Below are 18,397 nucleotides of genomic sequence, written 5' to 3'. Positions count from 1 at the left end.
TTTTATTGGCTCCCTCCCCTCTACGGGAGAGGAAGCCCCTGGTGCTTAAATAATGTCCAGCAGCTCAACTTCAAAGATAAGAGTACTGAATGGCGGGATAGAAGCGCCCGCGCCGCGCTCGCCGTAAGCCAGGTTGTGCGGAATGGTCAGTTCCCATTTGGAACCTACCGGCATCAGGGTCAGCGCTTCGATCCAGCCGCCGATCACGCCGGTCACCGGGAATTCAGCCGGTTCGCCGCGGGCTACGGAGCTATCGAACACGGTACCGTCGATAAGCTTACCGGTGTAGTGAACGCGTACGCGGTCGGTGCGCGCCGGGATCGGGCCTTCGCCCTGCGTCAGTACGCGGAACTGCAGACCGGATTCAGTGCTGTTCACGCCTTCTTTTTCACGGTTTTCATCGAGGTATTTCTGGCCATCGGCGGCCATCGCCTGGAAGCGCTCACGACGCACGGCGTCAGCGCGTTCGTGGATTTCACGCAGCGCGCGGTGTACGGCTTCAACCGGCACCTGCGGCTGGTTGCCTTCCAGCGCATCGGCAATGCCGGCAACCAGCGCTTCCGGCAGCAGCCCCTGCAGGCCGGATTCGCTCAGTTGTTGTCCAACCTGCAAGCCGATACCGTAACTTGCCTGCGCTTCGATAGTGTCAAAAGTCGGGGTTGCCATCTTTGTTCCTTTTTTGGGTGATAAACATCTTGAGAAAAGCGTTCGAAAGCATAACAGCCATAGAGGAATGGGTAAAACTTTGTCGGCGGATGATGACAAATCTCAGCGAAACAGAAACAATAGGCGATATCAGGTTAACCTCTACCTTCAGGACGTTAGCCGTCTATACTCATAAGCAGGATAAAAATATGCGGAGCAGGAGGAAAGCCATGCCCGGGCGCTTTGAATTGACATCTACCCTGGCGAAGATCTGGCACGCCCCGGATCAACTTCGTCTCATGGATCCGCTACCGCCCATGCATCGCCGCGGCATCATCGCCGGCTTCCTGCTGGTCATTATTGGTTTCCTGCTCCCCTCCGGCGATAACAGCACGCCGACCCAGGCCAGCCGCGAAGCTAATCTCGATCTGCAGTCCCAGTCTCAGCCGCAAGGTTCGGGCAATCAGGCCGTGCCGCTTCCGCCAATCACCAATACGCCGACGGTCAGCGATGCCGACCAGGTTGCGCCTGTGGCGCCTGAAGCCATTCAGGATGAACAGCCGGACCAGACGCAGACGCAAACTTCTTCTTCTTCTCAGCCGTACCAGCAGCCGGCGCAGCAGCAATCTGCGCCGGGCATTGAACAGCAGTGGCGCACCTACCGGATTGAATCGGGCAAAACGCTGGCGCAATTGTTCCGCGACCACGGACTGCCAGCCACTGACGTCTACGCCATGGCGCAGGTCGAAGGCGCCGGCAAACCATTAAGCACCTTGCAGAGTGGACAGACGGTGCAAATTCGCCAGAACGCCAACGGCGTCGTCACCGGCCTCACTATTGATACCGGCAACGGCCAGCAGGTGCTGTTCACCCGCCAGTCGAACGGCAGCTTCGTGCGCGCGCGATAAACGCTTCGCTTAGGCCGGGTTGTACGCCCGGCCTAATGCGCCTGGCTTTTGTTCACCCAGCGGATCCCTACACACACCAGGACCAGCGCGATCGCGTACTTCCACTCAAAGATATTCTCGCCAAGAAAGATCGCTGACAGCACCGTCCCGGCCACCGGGATAACAAAGTTAAACGGCGCAATCATACTGACGCGATTGTGCTTGAGCAGCACGCTCCATAGCGCAAAAGCTATCGACGACAGCAGAGTTAAATAGCCAAGGATCATCGCTGCGGTCAGGCTGTGCATCCGTAGCTCCCCGCCGGTCAGATACCCGCCCGCCACCAGCACCAGACCGCCGAAGGCCAGCTGCCAGCCGGTCATCACCGTCGGGTCGACGGTTTGCGAGATGCGTTTGCCGTAGAGCGTCGCCGCCGAGAGGATGAACGCCGCCAGCACGACAAAGCCATCGCCCTGCCAGACAAAATTAAAATCGCCCAATGAGGTGTTGAAGTTCACCAACATCACGCCGACGAAGCCCAGCACACAGCCGATAGTTTTGTTATAGCTGAGCCGGTCATTCTGGTAGATAAAATGCGCCAGCAGAACGCTGAAGAACGTTCCGGTGGCATTCATGATCGATCCCTTTACCCCGGTGGTAAATGCCAGGCCGACGTAGAAGAAGGCGTACTGGATAGCGGTCTGCGTTAGCCCCAGCATCGCCAGCTGCCCGCACTGGCGGCCATTGAGTCGGGCGATGGGTTTGCGCTGCGCCAGCGCAAACAGCAGCAACAATAAGCCCGCAAAGAGGAAGCGATAGCCGGCAAAAACAATTTTTGAGGGAACATCATCGGTGGCGATGTGCAGAAGTTCATAACCGCTTTTTATCGCGGGATAAGAACTGCCCCACAGCAGACAGCATAGCGTCGCGCAGACATAAGCTACTTTTTTATTAGCAAAAATCGAGGGGGTCGGAGAGGAAGCGTCCATTAACTTTACCGGAAATAAAATCGTGTTTTATTTTATCATCCAGAAAGTGGCGAGAATAGCTACCATACCAGATAAAAATCAGGCAGGCGCTAAAAAGCAAAACGCCGGCACAAGGCCGGCGCATCGACGTGAGTTGAGTAAAAATTACTCAGCTACAACGTTAACAACCAGTTTAGCGAAGACTTCGCTGTGAACCTGGAAGTCTACTTCGTGCTCACCGGTGGTGCGCAGAACGCCGTTCGGCAGGCGAACTTCGCTCTTCGCAACGGCAACGCCAGCTGCAGAAACAGCGTCAGCGATGTCGCGAGTACCGATGGAACCGAACAGTTTACCTTCGTCGCCAGATTTGGACGCGATGGTAACGGTGCCCAGTGCGTTGATTGCTTCAGCACGTGCGTTAGCAGCGGCCAGAACGTCAGCCAGTTTGGCTTCCAGTTCAGCGCGGCGCGCTTCGAAGAACTCAACGTTTTTCTTGGTAGCTGGAACAGCTTTACCCTGTGGTACCAGGAAGTTACGAGCATAGCCCGCTTTAACGTTTACCTGATCACCCAGGCTACCCAGGTTTGCTACTTTATCAAGCAGAATAACTTGCATTACCTTATCCTCTCAAAGTCGTATTAATGGACCGTGACCGATTACTGATGACGATCAGTGTACGGCAGCAGGGACAGGTAGCGTGCGCGTTTGATAGCGCGAGCCAGCTGACGCTGATATTTTGCACGGGTACCGGTGATACGGCTTGGGACAATCTTACCGCTTTCGGTGATGTAGTTTTTCAGCGTAGCGATATCTTTATAGTCGATCTCTTGAACGCCTTCCGCGGTGAAACGGCAGAACTTGCGACGACGGAAATAACGTGCCATATGGCTAGTCTCCAGAATCTATCAATTCAATCTGCTCGGCATGCAGAACCATTTTACTCAAGCCGTTCTTTGCCTTATGGCAACTAATGAACCCTTGAACGGTGACTGCGCTACCGACCGTTATACTGTGAGTAATGGCCTGGTTCTCGTGTCCGCTAATAATAACGGGCATTTGGCACCACGCCTGCCGGTGAAAACCGGCTTCCTCCTGCACAGAACGATGCTCAAGCACGAACTGGCAATGAGGAATTCCTGACGGGCTGACCTTTCGAAGGGGCATCCTGCACACGGTGCCGGACAACACCAGACGGTTGGTCATCAGGATTACTCTTCAGAATCCCCAGCTTCAGAATCATCTGCGGTTTCGTTAGCGAAATCTTCACGACGCTCACGGCGCTCGTCTTTCGCTTTAACCATCGGAGATGCTTCGGTAACAGCGTGCTTAGTACGCATTACCATGCTGCGGATAACGGCGTCGTTGAAGCGGAAGTTAGTTTCCAGCTCATCGATCGCTTCCTGCGGCGCTTCAACGTTCAGCAGAACGTAGTGAGCTTTGTGCAGTTTGTTGATCGGATAAGCCAGCTGACGGCGGCCCCAGTCTTCCAGACGGTGGATCGTACCTTCTGCTGCAGTGATTGCACCAGTGTAACGTTCGATCATGCCCGGAACCTGTTCGCTCTGGTCAGGATGGACCATAAAAACGATTTCGTAATGACGCATCGAATTGCTCCTTACGGATTATTCAGCCTCCTGTCTGGGTCAGCCGCGGCCCATGGAGGCAAGGAACGTGTTAAAGGGCGGCTGAAAAATTGACGCGTCATTCTAATTGCGCCCCCCCAGGAACACAAGCGCATTTGCACAAATAATTCGCACTAAGCGCCAAGCTGGGCTAAGTGAGTGATTTAAAATTAACCAATAACGAACGCGGCATTTTTTTGAACAACTGCATCAGAAAAGGTCGCTATCAGGCGACGCGCCAGCGATTACAATTTAATCAATAGCCAGACACCAGCAAGAGGAGTCCAGCGTTTTACCCGTACTGTCAGTAAGGAGCGTTCTATGAAAAGCATTATCATCGCCGTAATGGCTGCGCTACTCCTTAGCGCCAACGCGCTGGCAGCCATCAAAATCGATGGGCGTCAGGCTCGCAACATGGATGATGTGCAGAGTCTGGGCGTAATCTATATCAACCATAATATGGCTAGCGAACAAGAGGCCGACCAGGCCCTGAACCAGGAAAGCGATGCCCTGGGAGCGAAGTACTTCCAGCCAATCCTGATTCACGAACCGCAGAGCAATGGCCTTATTCATGCCAGCGCCGCTATTTACCGCTAACCCAGGTCGATGCTTCGCCTCTCCTCATGAGGGGCGAAGCGAAAGCCTACGTAAACGCAATTGAGAATTATTTTCCAAACTGACTTACCAGCGTCATCGCAACCTGATTTAATCATCAATTCACCGTTTGTTAATCAGGAGTGATTGATGGTCCCGCGTTTCGCGACGTTAGGTCGCATCCCTAAAGGAGTTTGGGTACTCGGCGGCGTCAGCCTGTTAATGGATGTCTCGTCAGAGATGATCCACAGCCTGCTACCGTTGTTTATGGCCACCACGCTCGGCGCCAGCGTCATTATCATCGGTCTTATCGAAGGGCTGGCCGAAGCCACCGCCTTAATTCTCAAAGTCTTCTCCGGCGTTATTAGCGACTACGTTGGCAAACGCAAAGGGCTGGCGCTGCTTGGCTACGGGCTGGGGGCGATCAGCAAGCCGCTGTTTGCCCTCGCGCCGAGCGCCGGGGTGGTATTTAGCGCCCGCATGATCGACCGCGTCGGAAAAGGTATCCGCGGAGCGCCGCGCGATGCACTAGTCGCCGACGTAACGCCGCCGGAGATCCGTGGCGCGGCCTACGGGCTACGTCAGGCGCTGGATACCGTCGGCGCCTTTCTCGGCCCGCTGCTGGCGGTGCTGCTGATGTTCATCTGGGCCAACGATTTTCACGCTATCTTCTGGGTGGCGGTCATTCCCGCCGTACTATCCATTGCTCTACTGGGCTTTGGCCTGCAGGAGCCGAAATCCGCCATCGCGCACAAACGTAGCAATCCGCTGAAGCGCGAAAACCTGAAAAAGCTCTCCGCCGCCTACTGGTGGGTGGTGGCGATCGGCAGTATCTTCACCCTCGCCCGCTTCAGCGAAGCTTTTTTGGTGCTGCGCGCCCAGCAGATGGAGATCCCGTTGTTTACTATTCCGCTGGTCATGGTCGCGATGAACCTGGTCTACAGCCTCACGGCTTACCCGTTCGGTAAGCTCTCTGACAGCATGAGTCACAGTAAACTGCTGCAATGGGGGCTGCTGGTGCTGATCCTCGCCGATATCGTGCTGGCGCTCAGCGGCCACTGGAGCACGCTGCTGATCGGCGTCGCGCTGTGGGGGATTCATATGGGGATGACTCAAGGCCTACTGGCGGCCATGGTTGCGCATACCGCGCCGCCGGAACTACGCGGTACGGCATTCGGCATGTTTAACCTGATGAGCGGCCTGGCGCTGCTGCTGGCCAGTACCGGCGCAGGGGTACTGTGGGAAACCTTCGGCGCAGCCTCGACGTTTTACGCCGGCGCGATGATTTGCGTGGTCACGCTCATCGGCATGCGCTGTATGCCATCGGCCTATCGTCAGGGTTAAAAACGGCTCCGGGGCCAGACCAGTTGCTTCACCCTGAGGTGAAAGCCCCGGAGCGCGTAGCTTACTTCTGCCCGTAGTAGGCGTCAGGCCCGTGTTTACGCAGAAAATGTTTCTCCATTAGCCAGCCGTCGATGGGCTGTAGCTGCGGATTAATCCCGCGGGCGATCCACGCCATTCGCGCCACTTCTTCCATCACCACCGCATTGTGCACCGCCTCGTGGGCATCTTTCCCCCAGGAAAAGGGTCCGTGCTGATAGACCACAATCCCTGGCGTATGTAACGGGTTAGCCTCGCCCAGCGTTTCGATAATCACCTTCCCGGTGTTCAGCTCATAGGCCTCTTCCACCTCCTGTGCGCTGAGCGCCCGGGTGCAGGGGATATCACCGAAGAAGTAGTCCGCGTGGGTGGTACCGAGCGCCGGGATTGCCAGCCCCGCCTGCGCCCAGGCGGTAGCGTGCGTCGAGTGGGTATGCACCACCCCGCCGAGGCCGGAATAACGGCGGTACAACGCAAGGTGGGTAGCGGTATCAGAAGAGGGACGCCAGCGCCCCTCCACCACGTTGCCCTGCAAATCGACCACCACCATATCATCGACGGTCATTGACTCGTAGGCTACGCCGCTGGGCTTAATCACCACCAGCCCACGCTGCCGGTCGATTGCGCTGACGTTGCCCCAGGTAAAGGTCACCAGCCCGTAGCGCGGCAGATCCATATTAGCTGCAAATACCTGCTGTTTAAGCTGCTGCATTATGCCGCCTCCGTCAGGCCTGCGCGGGCCATCCGCGCCTTCACCCAGTCACGAGCCTTTGCGACTTCCGCCGCCGGGTCATCGGTGGTTTCGCTCCACATTTCAATCAGATACGGACCGCAGTAGCCTGTCTGCTTGAGCGTTTCGAAGCAACGTTCAAAATCGACGATCCCTTCACCAAACGGCACGTTTTTGAAGACGCCGGGCTTCGTATCTTTGACGTGTACCGCCACGATATGCCCCATGCCGGCCTGCAATTCCATCTGTACGTCGTTATCCCACGCCGACAGATTGCCAATATCCGGATAAAGCTGGAACCACGGATTATTCAGGTAGTGAGCATAGCCCAACGCCTTACTGATCGAGTTCATCAGCGGATAGTCCATGATTTCCATCGCCAGCGTCACCTGGGCCCGGCTGGCCATCCCGACGCTCTCTTTCAGGCCTTCGCGAAAACGGCGTCGAGTCTCATCATTCGCCTGCTGATAATAAACATCGTAGCCCGCCAGCTGGATCACCCGAATCCCCACATCCTGCGCCAGCTGAATGGCTTTACGCATGATGTCCAGTCCCTGATTACGCACCGCGTCATCTTCGCTGCCGAGCGGAAAACGACGATGGGCGCTAAGGCACATCGATGGTACCCGGACGCCGGTTTCGGCTACCGCCTTGACCAGCGCCAGGCGCTGCTCCTGGCTCCAGTCCAGCCGGGCGAGACGAGCATCGGTTTCATCAAGCGACATTTCGACAAAGTCAAAACCGAGGGTTTTCGCGAGCTGTAACCGCTCCAGCCAGCACTCCCCGCCGGGGAGCGCTTTTTCATAGATACCGAGCGGAATGTGTTTCGACAACATAGCCGCTCCTTAACCCCACAGCTGGGCGATAGAGCGTTTAAACTGGCGAGCCGCTTCCACCGGCGAGGCGGCATCGCGGATACTGCGCCCGGCAATAAAGACGTGAATAGGGATACCGGCGAACAGCGGCAGGTCTTCCAGCGCCAGCCCGCCGGTCACGGTGACTTTGAAGCCCATATCGGAAAGGCGCTTAATCGCGCTGATATCCGCCTCGCTCCACGCCACGCCCGCGGCCTGCGCGTCGCGGCTGCGGTGATAGACCACCTGCTGAATGCCCGCGTCGCGCCACGCCTGCGCCTGCTCCCAGGTCCAGAAACCGGTCAGTTCAATTTGCACGTCGCCGTTGAACTCTTTGGCGACATCCAGCGCCCCTTTGGCGGTGTTGATATCGGCGCAGCAGATCACGGTCACCCAGTCGGCGTTGGCCTCAAAGCACATCCGCGACAGGATTTTTCCGGCATCGGCGATTTTGGCATCCGCCAGCACGATTTTATGCGGGTACAGCGCTTTCAGATCGCGCACCGCGCGCACCCCTTCGCCAACGCAGAGAATAGTACCGACTTCAATGATATCCACCTCTTCGGCGATCAGTCGGGTGGTCTCATAGGCGTGAGACAGGGTTTGGTTATCCAGCGCAACCTGCAACATTGGTAACTGAGACATCGTATAAACTCCCTCTTAAACAGCCGCCGCAGTGGCGTTTTCAATTAAATCCAACACTTCCTGCTCGGTGCGGCAGGCGCGTAAACGGTCGAAATTGGCTTCGTCATCAAACAGGTTAACGATCTGCATGATGCCCACCTCCTGGTGGGTGGTGGCGTCAACTGCCGCCATGGTGATCAGAATGTCGACCGGGTCGTTATCTTCGTGATTGAAAATCAGCGGTTTTTTGAGCGTCACCAGCGCAAAGCCGGTTTTCTTAACGCCCTCTTCCGGACGGCCGTGCGGCATCGCCAGCCCCGGCGCGATAACAAAATAGGGACCATGCTGCGCGACGCCATCGAGGATCGCCTGGTAGTAACGCGGTTCCACTACGTCGGCGGCCACCAGCAGATCGACACCGATTTTCACCGCCTCCTGCCAGCTTTCCGCCTCCGCCTGCAGGCGTATGGAGTGGTTCTGCGCCAGAGAATCATGAAGTTTCATGGCGGCTCCTTATTTCACGTCCTGCGGGAAGTGGGCTTTGATCACTTCAAGCAGTTTTGGGCCGAAATCCGCAGGCGACAGCATGTTGCGCACGCCAACCACGTATTTATTGCCAGTAACGGTGATTTCGCCTGCGATGTGGGTCGAGGCAATAATGATATCCGCGCCGTTTAGCTCGCTTTTATACTCACCTACCGCGCAGCTGTTCACCGTGTGGTCGATGTTTGATTGCGTCAGGAACTGGTCCACCTTCATTTTCATGATCATGGAACTACCTTGCCCGTTGCCACACACAGCCAGAATACGTACGGTCATAATCAGAACTCCTTATTGAGCAGAGGCTTCTGCCAGTTGTTTTTCCGCATCTTCCTCGGCGCGCAGCGCGCGGCCGGCGAAGAACATATAAGCCAGTGAAATCAGAATAATGACGGCCATAAACGCCAGCCCTATCGAGGCGAAGCCCTGCATCATCGGCGGCGCCAGGATTGACCAATCCGCCATGCCCATCCAGGCGCTCATCCCGGTCAGCTTCACCGCCCATACGCAGCCGAAGATTTCAATCATGCCCATCACCAGACAGATCTTGAGCGCCGCGCGCCAGCCGCCGAAGTGATTAGCAAAAACGCCAATCGTCGCGTTAGAGAAGAACATTGGGATAAAGCCCGGGATGATCAGAATGGAGGAGCCAATGCCGACGAGAATACCAACGGCAATCAGTTGACCGATGGTGCCCCACATAAAGCCCCAGACCACGGCATTCGGCGCGAAGCTATAGATAGCGGCGCAGTCAATCGCCAGCACGGCGCCGGGAATCAGGCGCTGAGAGATGCCGTTGAAGGCTTCGGACAGCTCGGCGACGAACATGCGCACGCCCTGGGTAATGATGAAAATGGCCACGGCGAAGGAGAAACCAGTCTGCAGGATATAGACCGTCCAGTGGGTTTTGCCCGCCATCGTCTGTACAACATCGATACCAAACGAGAGCAGAATGGCGCCAAAGAAAATGGTCATCACAATCGCGGTAGAGACGATGTTGTCGTGGAAGATATTGAGCCAGCCCGGCAGCTTGAGGTCTTCGACGCTCTCCTCTTTTTTCCCCAGATACGGCGCCACTTTATAGGCAATCCACGAGGCAAACTGCTGTTGGTGGCCGATAGAGAAGCCGCAGCCGTCGGTAACCAGTTGAGTCGGCTTGAACATCATGTTGGAGGTGATACCCCAGTACAGGGAGACCAGCACCGCGGTGCAGATAATGGTCGTCCACATGGAGTAGCCGAAGATGAAGAAAGAGACCGCAATCAGCCCCGCCTGCTGAAACATGATATGGCCAGTCAGCATGATAGTGCGGATGCCGGTAATGCGGCGCAGCAGGACGTAACAGATATTTAGCGCCAGCGCCAACAGCACCGCATACCCCACCCAACTGTAGGCCTCGCCCATCCGGTCGATGGTCGCCATCATTGAGGCGTAGGTATCGGAAATCGCGCCATTGATGCCATAAACCTCTGACATTTTCGCCACCACCGGCTTAAAGGTGCTGGTAAGAATGCCGGAGCCGGCTTGTAACAGCATGAAACCAATGATGGTTTTGATCGTGCCTTTGATAATCACGCTAACGCTTTTACGCAACAAGATATAGCCAAGGCAGGTCACGATACCCAGCAGCAGCGGGGCATTAGTCATTACCTGATTAAAGAAGACGGTAAAGATGTTGTAGAGGATCTCCATAACACACTCCAGAAGAGGAAGGCTTAGAACGCGCATGACGCTCAGCAGTTGTCGTCGCCCTCACTCTAATAATCAAAAACAATCACAACAAGATTGAATTTGATTAAATGTGACGCATCACGCAAATAATCATATTTTTTATAGGTGTATTCTCTCCCACGTCACGCGATAACCAAACAAACCACTAATATCAACAATATACATACATGCCCGATATTAAATTCAGGGGTTTTCAGCGCGTTAGCGCTACGATATCGCCGCATTCCATCGAAAATAGCCGATTGCATTCCTGAAAAAACAGTGCCAGTATCAATCAAAACAAATCACCAATTGATTACTTTTGAAATAAAAGAGGAAGAGATCGATGAGTAAAGTGCAAACCATCACCCGTGAATCCTGGATTTTGAGCACTTTCCCGGAATGGGGCAGCTGGCTGAATGAAGAGATCGAACAAGAGCAGGTTGCGCCGGGCACCTTTGCCATGTGGTGGCTGGGATGCACCGGTATTTGGCTAAAATCGGAAGGCGGCGCTAATATTTGCGTCGATTTCTGGTGCGGCACCGGTAAGCAGAGCCACGCTAATCCGCTGATGAAAACCGGCCACCAGATGCAGCGCATGGCCGGGGTGAAAAAACTGCAGCCGAACCTGCGCACTACGCCATTCGTGCTCGATCCTTTCGCCATCCGTCAAATTGACGCCGTGCTGGCGACGCACGATCACAACGATCATATCGACGTTAACGTCGCCGCCGCGGTGATGCAAAACTGCGCCGCCGATGTGCCGTTTATTGGACCAAAAACCTGCGTTGATCTGTGGATTGGCTGGGGCGTGCCGGCAGAACGCTGCATCGTCATGAAGCCGGGCGATGTGGTGAAGATCAAAGACATTGAGATCCACGCGCTCGACGCATTCGATCGTACGGCCCTCATTACCTTGCCTGCCGATCAAAAAGCCGCCGGCGTGCTGCCGGACGGCATGGACCAGCGCGCGGTCAACTATCTGTTCAAAACGCCGGGCGGCAACCTGTACCACAGCGGCGACTCCCACTACTCCAACTACTATGCGAAGCACGGTAACGACCATCAGATTGACGTCGCCCTCGGTTCCTACGGGGAAAACCCGCGCGGCATCACCGACAAAATGACCAGCGCCGATATCCTGCGCATGGCGGAATCGCTAAATGCCAAAGTGGTTATCCCGTTCCATCACGATATCTGGTCCAACTTCCAGGCGGACCCGCAAGAGATCCGCGTGCTGTGGGAAATGAAAAAAGATCGTCTGAAATACGGCTTCAAGCCGTTTATCTGGCAGGTCGGCGGTAAATTTACCTGGCCGCTGGATAAAGACAATTTCGAGTACCACTACCCACGCGGGTTCGACGACTGCTTTACCATTGAGCCGGACCTGCCGTTCAAATCCTTCTTGTAAGCGTATCCCGGCGGGCACGCCCGCCGGAATTCCCTTTCCGCATTAGTATTTAGCGTTAATTTCAAATATCATCTTTGCTTGTCACTTTTAATCGGATTCGCTCATGACTGAAGCGCAAAGACATCAAATTTTACTGGATTTGCTGGCGCAAACGGGATTCGTCACCGTTGAACAGGTAATCTCCCGCCTCGGCATCTCTCCGGCGACGGCAAGACGCGATATCAATAAGCTTGATGAAAACGGCAAGCTGAAAAAAGTCCGTAATGGCGCGGAAGCCATCAGCGAACAGCGTCCGCGTTGGTCGCCAATGAACATTCATCAGGCGCAAAACCACGATGAGAAAGTGCGGATTGCCCGCGCCGCCTCGCAGCTGGTTTCTCCGGGCGAAAGCATCGTTATCAACTGCGGCTCCACCGCCTTCCTGCTTGGCCGTGAATTATGCGGCAAACCGGTGCAGATCATCACCAACTACCTGCCGCTGGCCAACTATCTGATTGACCAGGAGCATGACAGCGTGATCATTATGGGGGGGCAATATAACCACAGCCACTTCATCACCCTCAGCCCGCAAGGTAGCGAAAACAGCCTGTATGCCGGGCACTGGATGTTCACCAGCGGCAAAGGGTTAACCGCCGAAGGATTGTACAAAACCGATATGTTGACCGCGATGGCCGAACAGAAAATGCTGAATGTCGTCGGCAAGCTGGCGGTACTGGTCGATAGCAGTAAAGTCGGCGAACGCGCCGGGATGCTATTCAGCCAGGCCAGCCAAATCGACCTGGTCATTACCGGCAAGCAGGCCGATGAAGCGATCCTCAAGCAGCTTGAGGATCAGGGCGTGCAGGTTATCCGCGTTTAAAGGTGCTGTAAAAAAAAGGCGGTGGTCGCGTCCAGCGCTTCCGGGGTAATGCGGTGACGCACGCCCTTTTGCCAGTGGCAGGTCAGGTTAGTTGCCAGGCCGCTCTGCGTTAACGCCTGCTGCAGACGGAAAGTTTCGCCTGGCGGAACCACGTCATCGGCATCGCCGTGCCACAGCAGCAGCGGCTTATTCGCCAGCGCCGACAGTTGATGAGTGACGTCCCACTCCGCCAGGCTTGCCGTATCGAATCCGGGTGACGGAAACAACGTCTGTACGAGGGTACTGAAATAGCCCGAGCCCATCAGACAGGCCACGCATTTAAGCTCAGGATGATGAGTCATGATGCCAAGCGCGGTCATGCCGCCCATTGACGCGCCGGCCACCGCCAGCCGCTCGCCTTCCAGCCACCCCTCAGCGATAATCGCTTCTCGCAGTGCGGAAAACTCAACAAAGTTCTGTCGCAGGATCGGCCAAAAGCGCTGCATTCGCCCGGCATCATCGCCGTGAAAACGCGCGCCGTGTTCGGCGGCATCAGGCATAACCACCCGGAAACCGGCTTCGGCCAGCGCGACGGCAAAGTAGCTGTAGACCAGCTTGGAAGAGGTAAAACCGTGATAAAAGACGATAACCGGCAGAGGTTTATCCGCCATCCCAGCCGGACAGGCGTGGATCGCTTCACCGCCTGCCAGATTGCGCATTTCGAGTGTAATCAACTATCGTCTCCTTCTTTATAGTGGCACGACGTTGCGCACCAAAACATTCGCCAAAGCTTTACGTTGAGCACGATTTATAATGTTGAGAGCTCGGTTACGCTTTCATAACATTTTCATTCGAAAATCGCGCGATAGATAACAATTCGGGAACATTCCCCAGAAATGATGTTCAGGCTACCACTACACTATCACTATCAGGAAACGAGATATGGTCATGCGTAGGTTTACACCGTGGTTACTGGCTCTCGCCTTAAGCGGATGTAGCATCCTGCAGGGTACGCCGGAGGCGCCGCCGCCGGCAAGCGATCATCCGCAGGAGATTCGTCGCAATCAGACTGAGGGCCTGCAAAAGATAGGTACCGTCAGCGTTCTGATGTACGGTTCGCCGATGGATGTCGAGACCGCGTTGAAAGCCAAAGCAGAAGCCGCAAAAGCGGATTACTACGTCATCGTCATGATCGATGACACCATGGTTCCCGGCCAGTGGTATTCGCAAGCGATTCTGTATCATAAATAGCGGCGTGATGCGTTTTTAACCAGCTTTACACTGCTTTGCGTCCATTCACGTTCTCCTGCGCATAATAACGTTCAGCCAGCCTTTTGGCAGAACGTTAGCAAACGGACTGCCCTCGGGATTACGTGAAATGGAGCTGACGATGAAACGATCACTGACCTTACCCAGCCTGTTGCTGACCACCGCGACGGCCAATACTTCCGCTCAGTCAGCCGAATTCGCCAGTGCGGATTGCGTCACCGGCCTGAACGAAATTGGTCTGATTTCCGTCAATAATATTTCCGGCAGTCAGCAGGATGTCGAGCACGCCATTGCCGTAAAAGCCGATGAGCAGGGCGCTTCCTGGTATCGTATCGTTCAGATGTATGAAGAGCCGCAGCCGGATAGCTGGCGAGTGCAGGCTATTCTCTACGCCTGAGAAGGCTGTCGTCCGCGCCCCATCGCCCGCAGCAACGCATCGTCCAGCAGCTGCGCGTCCAGGCGGATACCTCCTCGCGGATCCAGCATCATCCGGCACCATGACTGGGCCAGCGGTGGAGACGCAAAGCGCAGCATCTGCGCGCCCGCCCCCAGGCAATACACCAGACGCGCTATTTCTCGTCCCTGCGCCTCAACCGGCCGCCGTAAGAGTTGCTGAAGCTGTCGCCACGCGCGGTCATAATGCCGGTTCTGCCCCTTAACCTCAGCACACTCCGCTGCCAGCATTTCTAACGCCGCCGGGTGCTTGCCAAGCACCCGCATCACGTCGAGACACATAATATTGCCGGAGCCTTCCCAGATACTATTCACCGGCATCTCACGGTATAAGCGCGGGAGTTCGCTCTCTTCGCAATAACCGATACCGCCCAGCACTTCCATCGCCTCAGCGACAAACGGTATACCGGCGCGACAGATAGCAAACTTGGCGACCGGGGTAAATAAACGAGCCCATAGCACTTCATGCGCATCGTCGCGCCGATCCCAGGCGCGAGCCAGACGGAACAGAAAAGCGGTTTGTCCTTCAAGACGCAGCGCCATCTGGCCCAGCACCTGACGCATCATCGGCTGATCGGCCAGATTCTTGCCGAACGCCTGACGCTGCAGCGCATGATACAGCGCCACCGAGTAAGCGCGGCGCATCAGGGCATGGCTGCCGGCGGCGCAGTCGAAGCGGGTCAGCGCGCCCATCTTGAGAATTTGCCGCACGCCGTCGCCTTCTTCGCCTATCAGCCACCCGCAGGCGTCAAAGAATTCGGCTTCGCTACTGGCGTTAGAGCGGTTGCCTAATTTATCTTTCAGCCTCTCAAGACGCACGCCATTGCGTTGACCATCGGGTAAAAAACGCGGCACAAAGAAACAGGAGAGCCCGCCTGGCGTCTGGCCTAATACCAAATGCGCATCGCTCTGCGGCACCGAGAAGAACCATTTATGGCCCACCAGCCGATAGAATCCTTCCGCCGTTTTTTCCGCCCGGGTGGTATTACTGAGCACATCGGAACCGCCCTGTTTTTCGGTCATTCCCATACCAATCAGCAACCCACGCTTCTGATCGCCGGGCGCCAGATGCGGGTCATAGCGGTCGCTGAGCAACGGCGGCAGCCAGTCGCTAAAGACGGTGGGCAGCGCGCGCTGCAGCAGCGGCGTTGCGGCGAAGGTCATGGTTATCGGGCATAACGTTCCCGCCTCCACCTGGGCATGCAGCATAAAGCGGGCGGTACGAGCAACAAACGAACCCGCGCGGGCATCCTCCTGCCAGGCAAGATTATGCACCCGGTTGGCGCACAGTCCCTGCATTAGCAAATGCCAGGCGGGATGAAACCGCACGTCATCCAATCGGGCGCCGGTGGCGTCGTAGCGTAGCAGTTCCGGCGGATTACTATTGGCCAGGCGCCCCAACTCCAGCGATTCCGCCGTGCCCAACTGCTGGCCGATGCTGGCGAGCAGATCGCCATCCCAGCCGGCGCCTTCACGCACCACCGCCTCACAAAGCGCGGTATCAGACAAAAACAGATTGCTGTTACACAGTGGCGTCGGTTGATTGAATACGGTATGCGTTTGCCAGTGCATGATGTCTCCCTCCGTCAATGGCTCTGACAGTAAGTATGGTCGCCCGCATAGACGCTCACAAAAAAACCGCTCCGCCTTCGTGAAGCCCATCACAGGCATAAGAATTTAAAATTTTCTCATTAAAAATGTATGGAATAATTTATTCATTCGTTACTGTTTTGTATTAGTCGGGGCTTCCTATGCACACCGCCAGCACAACATCGGCAGCGCAAAAACGCGCGCTGATCGCCGGTTCTATCGGTAACTTTATTGAATGGTACGAGTTCGCGGTCTATGGCTTTCTGGCGACCGTAATTGCGAAAAATTTTTTCCAAATGACCGGAAAAGCGCCGCTGACCGGGCTGATTCTGACTTACGCCTCTTTCGCGATTGCGTTTTTCTTTCGCCCGCTGGGCGCCATCGTTTTTGGCCGCCTCGGCGACCGTATCGGCCGCAAGCCGACGCTGATTATCGTATTGGTACTGATGACGCTCGCCACCACGGCTATCGGACTGGTGCCGGTTTACACCAGCATCGGTATTGCCGCGCCGCTTATTCTGACCGGATTACGTATTCTTCAGGGGCTTTTTGCCGGCGGCGAGTACGGCGGGGCGGTATCGCTGATGACCGAGTTCGCCCCTAAAGGTAAGCGCGGACTGTATGGCGCATGGCAATCTTTTACCGTCGCGCTGGGGCTGCTGGCAGGCGCTGGCGTGGTCGCCCTGATTTCCACCGCGCTCAGCCCCGAAGCATTGCATGACTGGGGCTGGCGAATCCCCTTTTTCCTCGCCATACCGATGGGCATCATCGCGCTGTGGCTACGCGTAAAAATGGAAGAGACACCGGGTTTTTTGCGCCAGCAGCAGGCTACGCCGTCCCTGGAAACCCGCGCCAGTTTGCGCCAGACGCTCAAAGCGATTCTCACCGGCATTGGCCGGCTGATGGTTTGGTCGGCGGCGGGTTATACCTACCTGGTAATCATGCCCTCGTACCTCCAGTCCGCGCTACACACCGGTTTTAATCAGGCGCTGCTAATTGCGGTGATCTCCAACATTGGTTTCGCCATCACCATCTTGCCTGCCGGGATGCTCAGCGATAAGTGGGGACGTCGGCGGGTAATGGTCGCGGCTGCGGTATTGCTGCTGGTACTGGCGCTGCCGCTGCTGAAAATATTGCAGGCGGAAAGCAGCACGCTGCTGGTGAAAGGTATCGTGGTGCTGATTGCGGGTGGACTGGTGGGGATTCTGGCCGGGCCTGGACCGGCTATGCTGGCGGAGATGTTTCCTACCAAGGTGCGTTATACCGGGCTGGGGTTAGCCTATTCGCTATCGAATGCCGTGTTTTCCGGCTGCGCCGGATTGATTATTACCGGCCTGATTAAACAGACCGGTAATCTGGACATTCCGGCGTACTACGTGATGGCGACAGCCGTCGTCAGCATCGCTGCGCTAATGACGCTCAATAAGAACGATCATCTGCGGGCGCTGGATGACTAACCCACCTCGCCAGCGGCGGCTTAGCTGCGCTGGCGCACCGCTTCAAACAGGCAGATACCGGTGGCGACAGAGACGTTCAGCGAAGAGACGCTACCCGCCATCGGGATGCTGATCAGCTCATCACAATGCTCACGGGTCAAACGGCGCATGCCTTCGCCTTCCGCGCCCATCACCAGCGCCATCGGGCCGGTCATTTTGCTCTGGTAGAGCGTATGGTCGGCTTCGCCCGCGGTACCAACGATCCACACGTTTTCTTCCTGCAACAGACGCATGGTCCGCGCCAGGTTAGTGACGCGGATCAGCGGCACGCTTTCCGCCGCGCCGCAGGCGACTTTCTTCGCCGTAGCGTTGAGCTGAGCGGAACGATCGCGCGGCACGATCACCGCATGCACGCCAGCGGCGTCGGCGCTACGCAGGCAAGCGCCGAGGTTGTGCGGATCGGTGACGCCGTCGAGGATCAGCAGGAACGGTTGATCGAACTGCGCCAGCAGATCCGGCAGATCGTTTTCCTGATACTGACGTCCCGGCTTCACGCGGGCAATAATGCCCTGATGCACCGCGCCTTCGCTTTTCTCATCGAGGTACTGGCGGCTGGCAACCTGAATCACCACGCCCTGCGCTTCAAGGGCATGGATCAGCGGCAGCAGACGCTTATCCTCACGGCCTTTCAGAATAAAAACTTCCTGAAAACGCTCAGGTGCGCGTTCCAGCAGTGCCTGCACCGCATGGATGCCGTAAATCATTTCACTCATTGATGTACTCGTTTTAGGTTCTGTTATCCGCCCCCTTCACCCTGTCCTGCGCCAGCAGACTTCAGGGTGAAGG

23 protein-coding genes are annotated in these 18,397 nt (G+C 56.2%); 8 read left to right on the top strand and 15 right to left on the bottom strand.

Going from position 1 to position 18,397, the window contains the following annotated elements; translation table 11 throughout:
- Positions 1–45: 45 nt before the first annotated feature.
- Positions 46–666 carry an FKBP-type peptidyl-prolyl cis-trans isomerase gene (gene fklB, locus PGQ95_RS17535; protein WP_002886687.1) on the bottom strand — a complete coding sequence of 207 codons (621 nt, stop codon included), beginning with the start codon at positions 664–666 and terminating at the stop codon, positions 46–48.
- A 209-nt stretch (positions 667–875) separates the two neighbouring features.
- Here fklB and PGQ95_RS17530 point away from each other — a divergent pair, with 209 nt between their 5' ends.
- Entirely contained in the window at positions 876–1,553 is a 678-nt protein-coding gene (locus PGQ95_RS17530; protein ID WP_047053215.1) for a LysM-like peptidoglycan-binding domain-containing protein, read from the top strand.
- Between the two features lie 32 nt (positions 1,554–1,585).
- Here the strand turns inward: PGQ95_RS17530 and PGQ95_RS17525 are convergent, their stop codons facing one another.
- The 5 genes from PGQ95_RS17525 to rpsF form a co-directional block, all read right to left on the bottom strand.
- Positions 1,586–2,521, bottom strand: coding sequence for a DMT family transporter (locus tag PGQ95_RS17525; RefSeq protein ID WP_430918858.1), 936 nt, complete (start codon positions 2,519–2,521; stop codon positions 1,586–1,588).
- Positions 2,522–2,665: 144 nt separating this feature from the next.
- On the bottom strand, positions 2,666–3,115 hold the full coding sequence (gene rplI / locus PGQ95_RS17520) for a 50S ribosomal protein L9 (protein ID WP_015368607.1): 450 nt from the start codon (positions 3,113–3,115) through the stop codon (positions 2,666–2,668).
- Between the two features lie 41 nt (positions 3,116–3,156).
- Entirely contained in the window at positions 3,157–3,384 is a 228-nt protein-coding gene (rpsR, locus tag PGQ95_RS17515; protein ID WP_000135199.1) for a 30S ribosomal protein S18, read from the bottom strand.
- A 4-nt stretch (positions 3,385–3,388) separates the two neighbouring features.
- Complete coding sequence (priB, locus tag PGQ95_RS17510; protein WP_015704181.1) at positions 3,389–3,703, bottom strand: primosomal replication protein N; 315 nt, start codon at positions 3,701–3,703, stop codon at positions 3,389–3,391.
- A gap of 5 nt (positions 3,704–3,708) precedes the next feature.
- Complete coding sequence (gene rpsF / locus PGQ95_RS17505) at positions 3,709–4,104, bottom strand: 30S ribosomal protein S6 (protein WP_004098001.1); 396 nt, start codon at positions 4,102–4,104, stop codon at positions 3,709–3,711.
- A 339-nt stretch (positions 4,105–4,443) separates the two neighbouring features.
- Here rpsF and PGQ95_RS17500 point away from each other — a divergent pair, with 339 nt between their 5' ends.
- Together PGQ95_RS17500 and PGQ95_RS17495 are read left to right on the top strand one after the other, a co-directional pair.
- Positions 4,444–4,719 (top strand): DUF1471 domain-containing protein, encoded by a 276-nt coding sequence (locus PGQ95_RS17500; protein ID WP_020079809.1) that lies wholly within the window; start codon positions 4,444–4,446, stop codon positions 4,717–4,719.
- Between the two features lie 147 nt (positions 4,720–4,866).
- Complete coding sequence (locus PGQ95_RS17495) at positions 4,867–6,060, top strand: MFS transporter (RefSeq protein WP_213794671.1); 1,194 nt, start codon at positions 4,867–4,869, stop codon at positions 6,058–6,060.
- A 61-nt stretch (positions 6,061–6,121) separates the two neighbouring features.
- Here the strand turns inward: PGQ95_RS17495 and PGQ95_RS17490 are convergent, their stop codons facing one another.
- From PGQ95_RS17490 to ulaA, 6 genes are read right to left on the bottom strand one after another with little or no spacing between them, the layout of a single operon-like run.
- The gene (locus tag PGQ95_RS17490) at positions 6,122–6,808 is read right to left on the bottom strand and encodes an L-ribulose-5-phosphate 4-epimerase (protein ID WP_087858300.1); all 687 of its coding nucleotides are present in this window, start codon (positions 6,806–6,808) and stop codon (positions 6,122–6,124) included.
- Positions 6,808–7,662 carry an L-ribulose-5-phosphate 3-epimerase gene (locus PGQ95_RS17485; RefSeq protein ID WP_308957766.1) on the bottom strand — a complete coding sequence of 285 codons (855 nt, stop codon included), beginning with the start codon at positions 7,660–7,662 and terminating at the stop codon, positions 6,808–6,810. The genes PGQ95_RS17490 and PGQ95_RS17485 overlap by 1 nt, the downstream gene beginning before the upstream one ends.
- A 9-nt stretch (positions 7,663–7,671) precedes the next feature.
- Positions 7,672–8,325, bottom strand: a complete 654-nt coding sequence (gene ulaD / locus PGQ95_RS17480; RefSeq protein ID WP_015368613.1) for a 3-keto-L-gulonate-6-phosphate decarboxylase UlaD — start codon at positions 8,323–8,325, stop codon at positions 7,672–7,674.
- Between the two features lie 15 nt (positions 8,326–8,340).
- Complete coding sequence (gene ulaC / locus PGQ95_RS17475; protein ID WP_015368614.1) at positions 8,341–8,808, bottom strand: PTS ascorbate transporter subunit IIA; 468 nt, start codon at positions 8,806–8,808, stop codon at positions 8,341–8,343.
- Positions 8,809–8,817: 9 nt separating this feature from the next.
- Positions 8,818–9,123, bottom strand: coding sequence for a PTS ascorbate transporter subunit IIB (ulaB, locus tag PGQ95_RS17470; RefSeq protein WP_001577590.1), 306 nt, complete (start codon positions 9,121–9,123; stop codon positions 8,818–8,820).
- Positions 9,124–9,135: 12 nt separating this feature from the next.
- Positions 9,136–10,536, bottom strand: coding sequence for a PTS ascorbate transporter subunit IIC (ulaA, locus tag PGQ95_RS17465; RefSeq protein WP_087858298.1), 1,401 nt, complete (start codon positions 10,534–10,536; stop codon positions 9,136–9,138).
- Between the two features lie 364 nt (positions 10,537–10,900).
- Between ulaA and ulaG the strand changes: the two genes are divergently transcribed.
- Entirely contained in the window at positions 10,901–11,965 is a 1,065-nt protein-coding gene (gene ulaG / locus PGQ95_RS17460; RefSeq protein WP_113374750.1) for an L-ascorbate 6-phosphate lactonase, read from the top strand.
- Positions 11,966–12,068: 103 nt separating this feature from the next.
- Positions 12,069–12,824 (top strand): HTH-type transcriptional regulator UlaR, encoded by a 756-nt coding sequence (gene ulaR / locus PGQ95_RS17455; protein WP_087858296.1) that lies wholly within the window; start codon positions 12,069–12,071, stop codon positions 12,822–12,824.
- Here ulaR and yjfP read toward each other — a convergent pair.
- Complete coding sequence (gene yjfP, locus PGQ95_RS17450; protein ID WP_430918855.1) at positions 12,821–13,537, bottom strand: esterase; 717 nt, start codon at positions 13,535–13,537, stop codon at positions 12,821–12,823. The two genes, ulaR and yjfP, sit on opposite strands and share 4 nt — an antisense overlap.
- Positions 13,538–13,745: 208 nt before the next feature.
- Here yjfP and bsmA point away from each other — a divergent pair, with 208 nt between their 5' ends.
- Complete coding sequence (bsmA, locus tag PGQ95_RS17445) at positions 13,746–14,054, top strand: biofilm peroxide resistance protein BsmA (protein ID WP_045379672.1); 309 nt, start codon at positions 13,746–13,748, stop codon at positions 14,052–14,054.
- A gap of 139 nt (positions 14,055–14,193) precedes the next feature.
- Complete coding sequence (gene yjfN / locus PGQ95_RS17440) at positions 14,194–14,469, top strand: DUF1471 family protease activator YjfN (RefSeq protein WP_020079815.1); 276 nt, start codon at positions 14,194–14,196, stop codon at positions 14,467–14,469.
- Here yjfN and PGQ95_RS17435 read toward each other — a convergent pair.
- Positions 14,460–16,097 carry an isovaleryl-CoA dehydrogenase gene (locus PGQ95_RS17435; RefSeq protein WP_430918853.1) on the bottom strand — a complete coding sequence of 546 codons (1,638 nt, stop codon included), beginning with the start codon at positions 16,095–16,097 and terminating at the stop codon, positions 14,460–14,462. The genes yjfN and PGQ95_RS17435 overlap by 10 nt on opposite strands.
- Before the next feature lie 179 nt (positions 16,098–16,276).
- Here PGQ95_RS17435 and PGQ95_RS17430 point away from each other — a divergent pair, with 179 nt between their 5' ends.
- Complete coding sequence (locus PGQ95_RS17430) at positions 16,277–17,572, top strand: MFS transporter (RefSeq protein ID WP_430918851.1); 1,296 nt, start codon at positions 16,277–16,279, stop codon at positions 17,570–17,572.
- 20 nt (positions 17,573–17,592) lie between these two features.
- On the opposite strand, the gene rlmB is transcribed toward PGQ95_RS17430, so the two are convergent.
- Positions 17,593–18,324, bottom strand: coding sequence for a 23S rRNA (guanosine(2251)-2'-O)-methyltransferase RlmB (gene rlmB, locus PGQ95_RS17425; protein ID WP_087858291.1), 732 nt, complete (start codon positions 18,322–18,324; stop codon positions 17,593–17,595).
- Between the last annotated feature and the right edge of the window lie 73 nt (positions 18,325–18,397).

This window comes from Klebsiella sp. 141240, from assembly GCF_050600805.1.
GTDB classification, from domain to species: Bacteria; Pseudomonadota; Gammaproteobacteria; order Enterobacterales; family Enterobacteriaceae; genus Klebsiella; species Klebsiella aerogenes.
The sequence above is the reverse complement of the archived record's forward strand: the minus strand, read 5'-3'. Positions and strand labels throughout refer to the sequence as shown.

Bases quoted from the DNA above. Each gene is read 5' to 3' on its own strand.
- ulaA (WP_087858298.1), bottom strand. From the start codon at position 10,536: ATGGAGATCCTCTACAACATCTTTACCGTCTTCTTTAATCAGGTAATG.
- yjfN (WP_020079815.1), top strand. From the start codon at position 14,194: ATGAAACGATCACTGACCTTACCCAGCCTGTTGCTGACCACCGCGACG.
- PGQ95_RS17525 (WP_430918858.1), bottom strand. From the start codon at position 2,521: ATGGACGCTTCCTCTCCGACCCCCTCGATTTTTGCTAATAAAAAAGTA.
- ulaG (WP_113374750.1), top strand. From the start codon at position 10,901: ATGAGTAAAGTGCAAACCATCACCCGTGAATCCTGGATTTTGAGCACT.
- bsmA (WP_045379672.1), top strand. From the start codon at position 13,746: ATGGTCATGCGTAGGTTTACACCGTGGTTACTGGCTCTCGCCTTAAGC.
- rpsR (WP_000135199.1), bottom strand. From the start codon at position 3,384: ATGGCACGTTATTTCCGTCGTCGCAAGTTCTGCCGTTTCACCGCGGAA.
- priB (WP_015704181.1), bottom strand. From the start codon at position 3,703: ATGACCAACCGTCTGGTGTTGTCCGGCACCGTGTGCAGGATGCCCCTT.
- ulaB (WP_001577590.1), bottom strand. From the start codon at position 9,123: ATGACCGTACGTATTCTGGCTGTGTGTGGCAACGGGCAAGGTAGTTCC.
- rlmB (WP_087858291.1), bottom strand. From the start codon at position 18,324: ATGAGTGAAATGATTTACGGCATCCATGCGGTGCAGGCACTGCTGGAA.
- PGQ95_RS17485 (WP_308957766.1), bottom strand. From the start codon at position 7,662: ATGTTGTCGAAACACATTCCGCTCGGTATCTATGAAAAAGCGCTCCCC.
- PGQ95_RS17500 (WP_020079809.1), top strand. From the start codon at position 4,444: ATGAAAAGCATTATCATCGCCGTAATGGCTGCGCTACTCCTTAGCGCC.
- PGQ95_RS17490 (WP_087858300.1), bottom strand. From the start codon at position 6,808: ATGCAGCAGCTTAAACAGCAGGTATTTGCAGCTAATATGGATCTGCCG.
- ulaD (WP_015368613.1), bottom strand. From the start codon at position 8,325: ATGTCTCAGTTACCAATGTTGCAGGTTGCGCTGGATAACCAAACCCTG.
- rplI (WP_015368607.1), bottom strand. From the start codon at position 3,115: ATGCAAGTTATTCTGCTTGATAAAGTAGCAAACCTGGGTAGCCTGGGT.
- PGQ95_RS17530 (WP_047053215.1), top strand. From the start codon at position 876: ATGCCCGGGCGCTTTGAATTGACATCTACCCTGGCGAAGATCTGGCAC.
- ulaR (WP_087858296.1), top strand. From the start codon at position 12,069: ATGACTGAAGCGCAAAGACATCAAATTTTACTGGATTTGCTGGCGCAA.
- ulaC (WP_015368614.1), bottom strand. From the start codon at position 8,808: ATGAAACTTCATGATTCTCTGGCGCAGAACCACTCCATACGCCTGCAG.
- PGQ95_RS17495 (WP_213794671.1), top strand. From the start codon at position 4,867: ATGGTCCCGCGTTTCGCGACGTTAGGTCGCATCCCTAAAGGAGTTTGG.
- rpsF (WP_004098001.1), bottom strand. From the start codon at position 4,104: ATGCGTCATTACGAAATCGTTTTTATGGTCCATCCTGACCAGAGCGAA.
- PGQ95_RS17435 (WP_430918853.1), bottom strand. From the start codon at position 16,097: ATGCACTGGCAAACGCATACCGTATTCAATCAACCGACGCCACTGTGT.
- PGQ95_RS17430 (WP_430918851.1), top strand. From the start codon at position 16,277: ATGCACACCGCCAGCACAACATCGGCAGCGCAAAAACGCGCGCTGATC.
- fklB (WP_002886687.1), bottom strand. From the start codon at position 666: ATGGCAACCCCGACTTTTGACACTATCGAAGCGCAGGCAAGTTACGGT.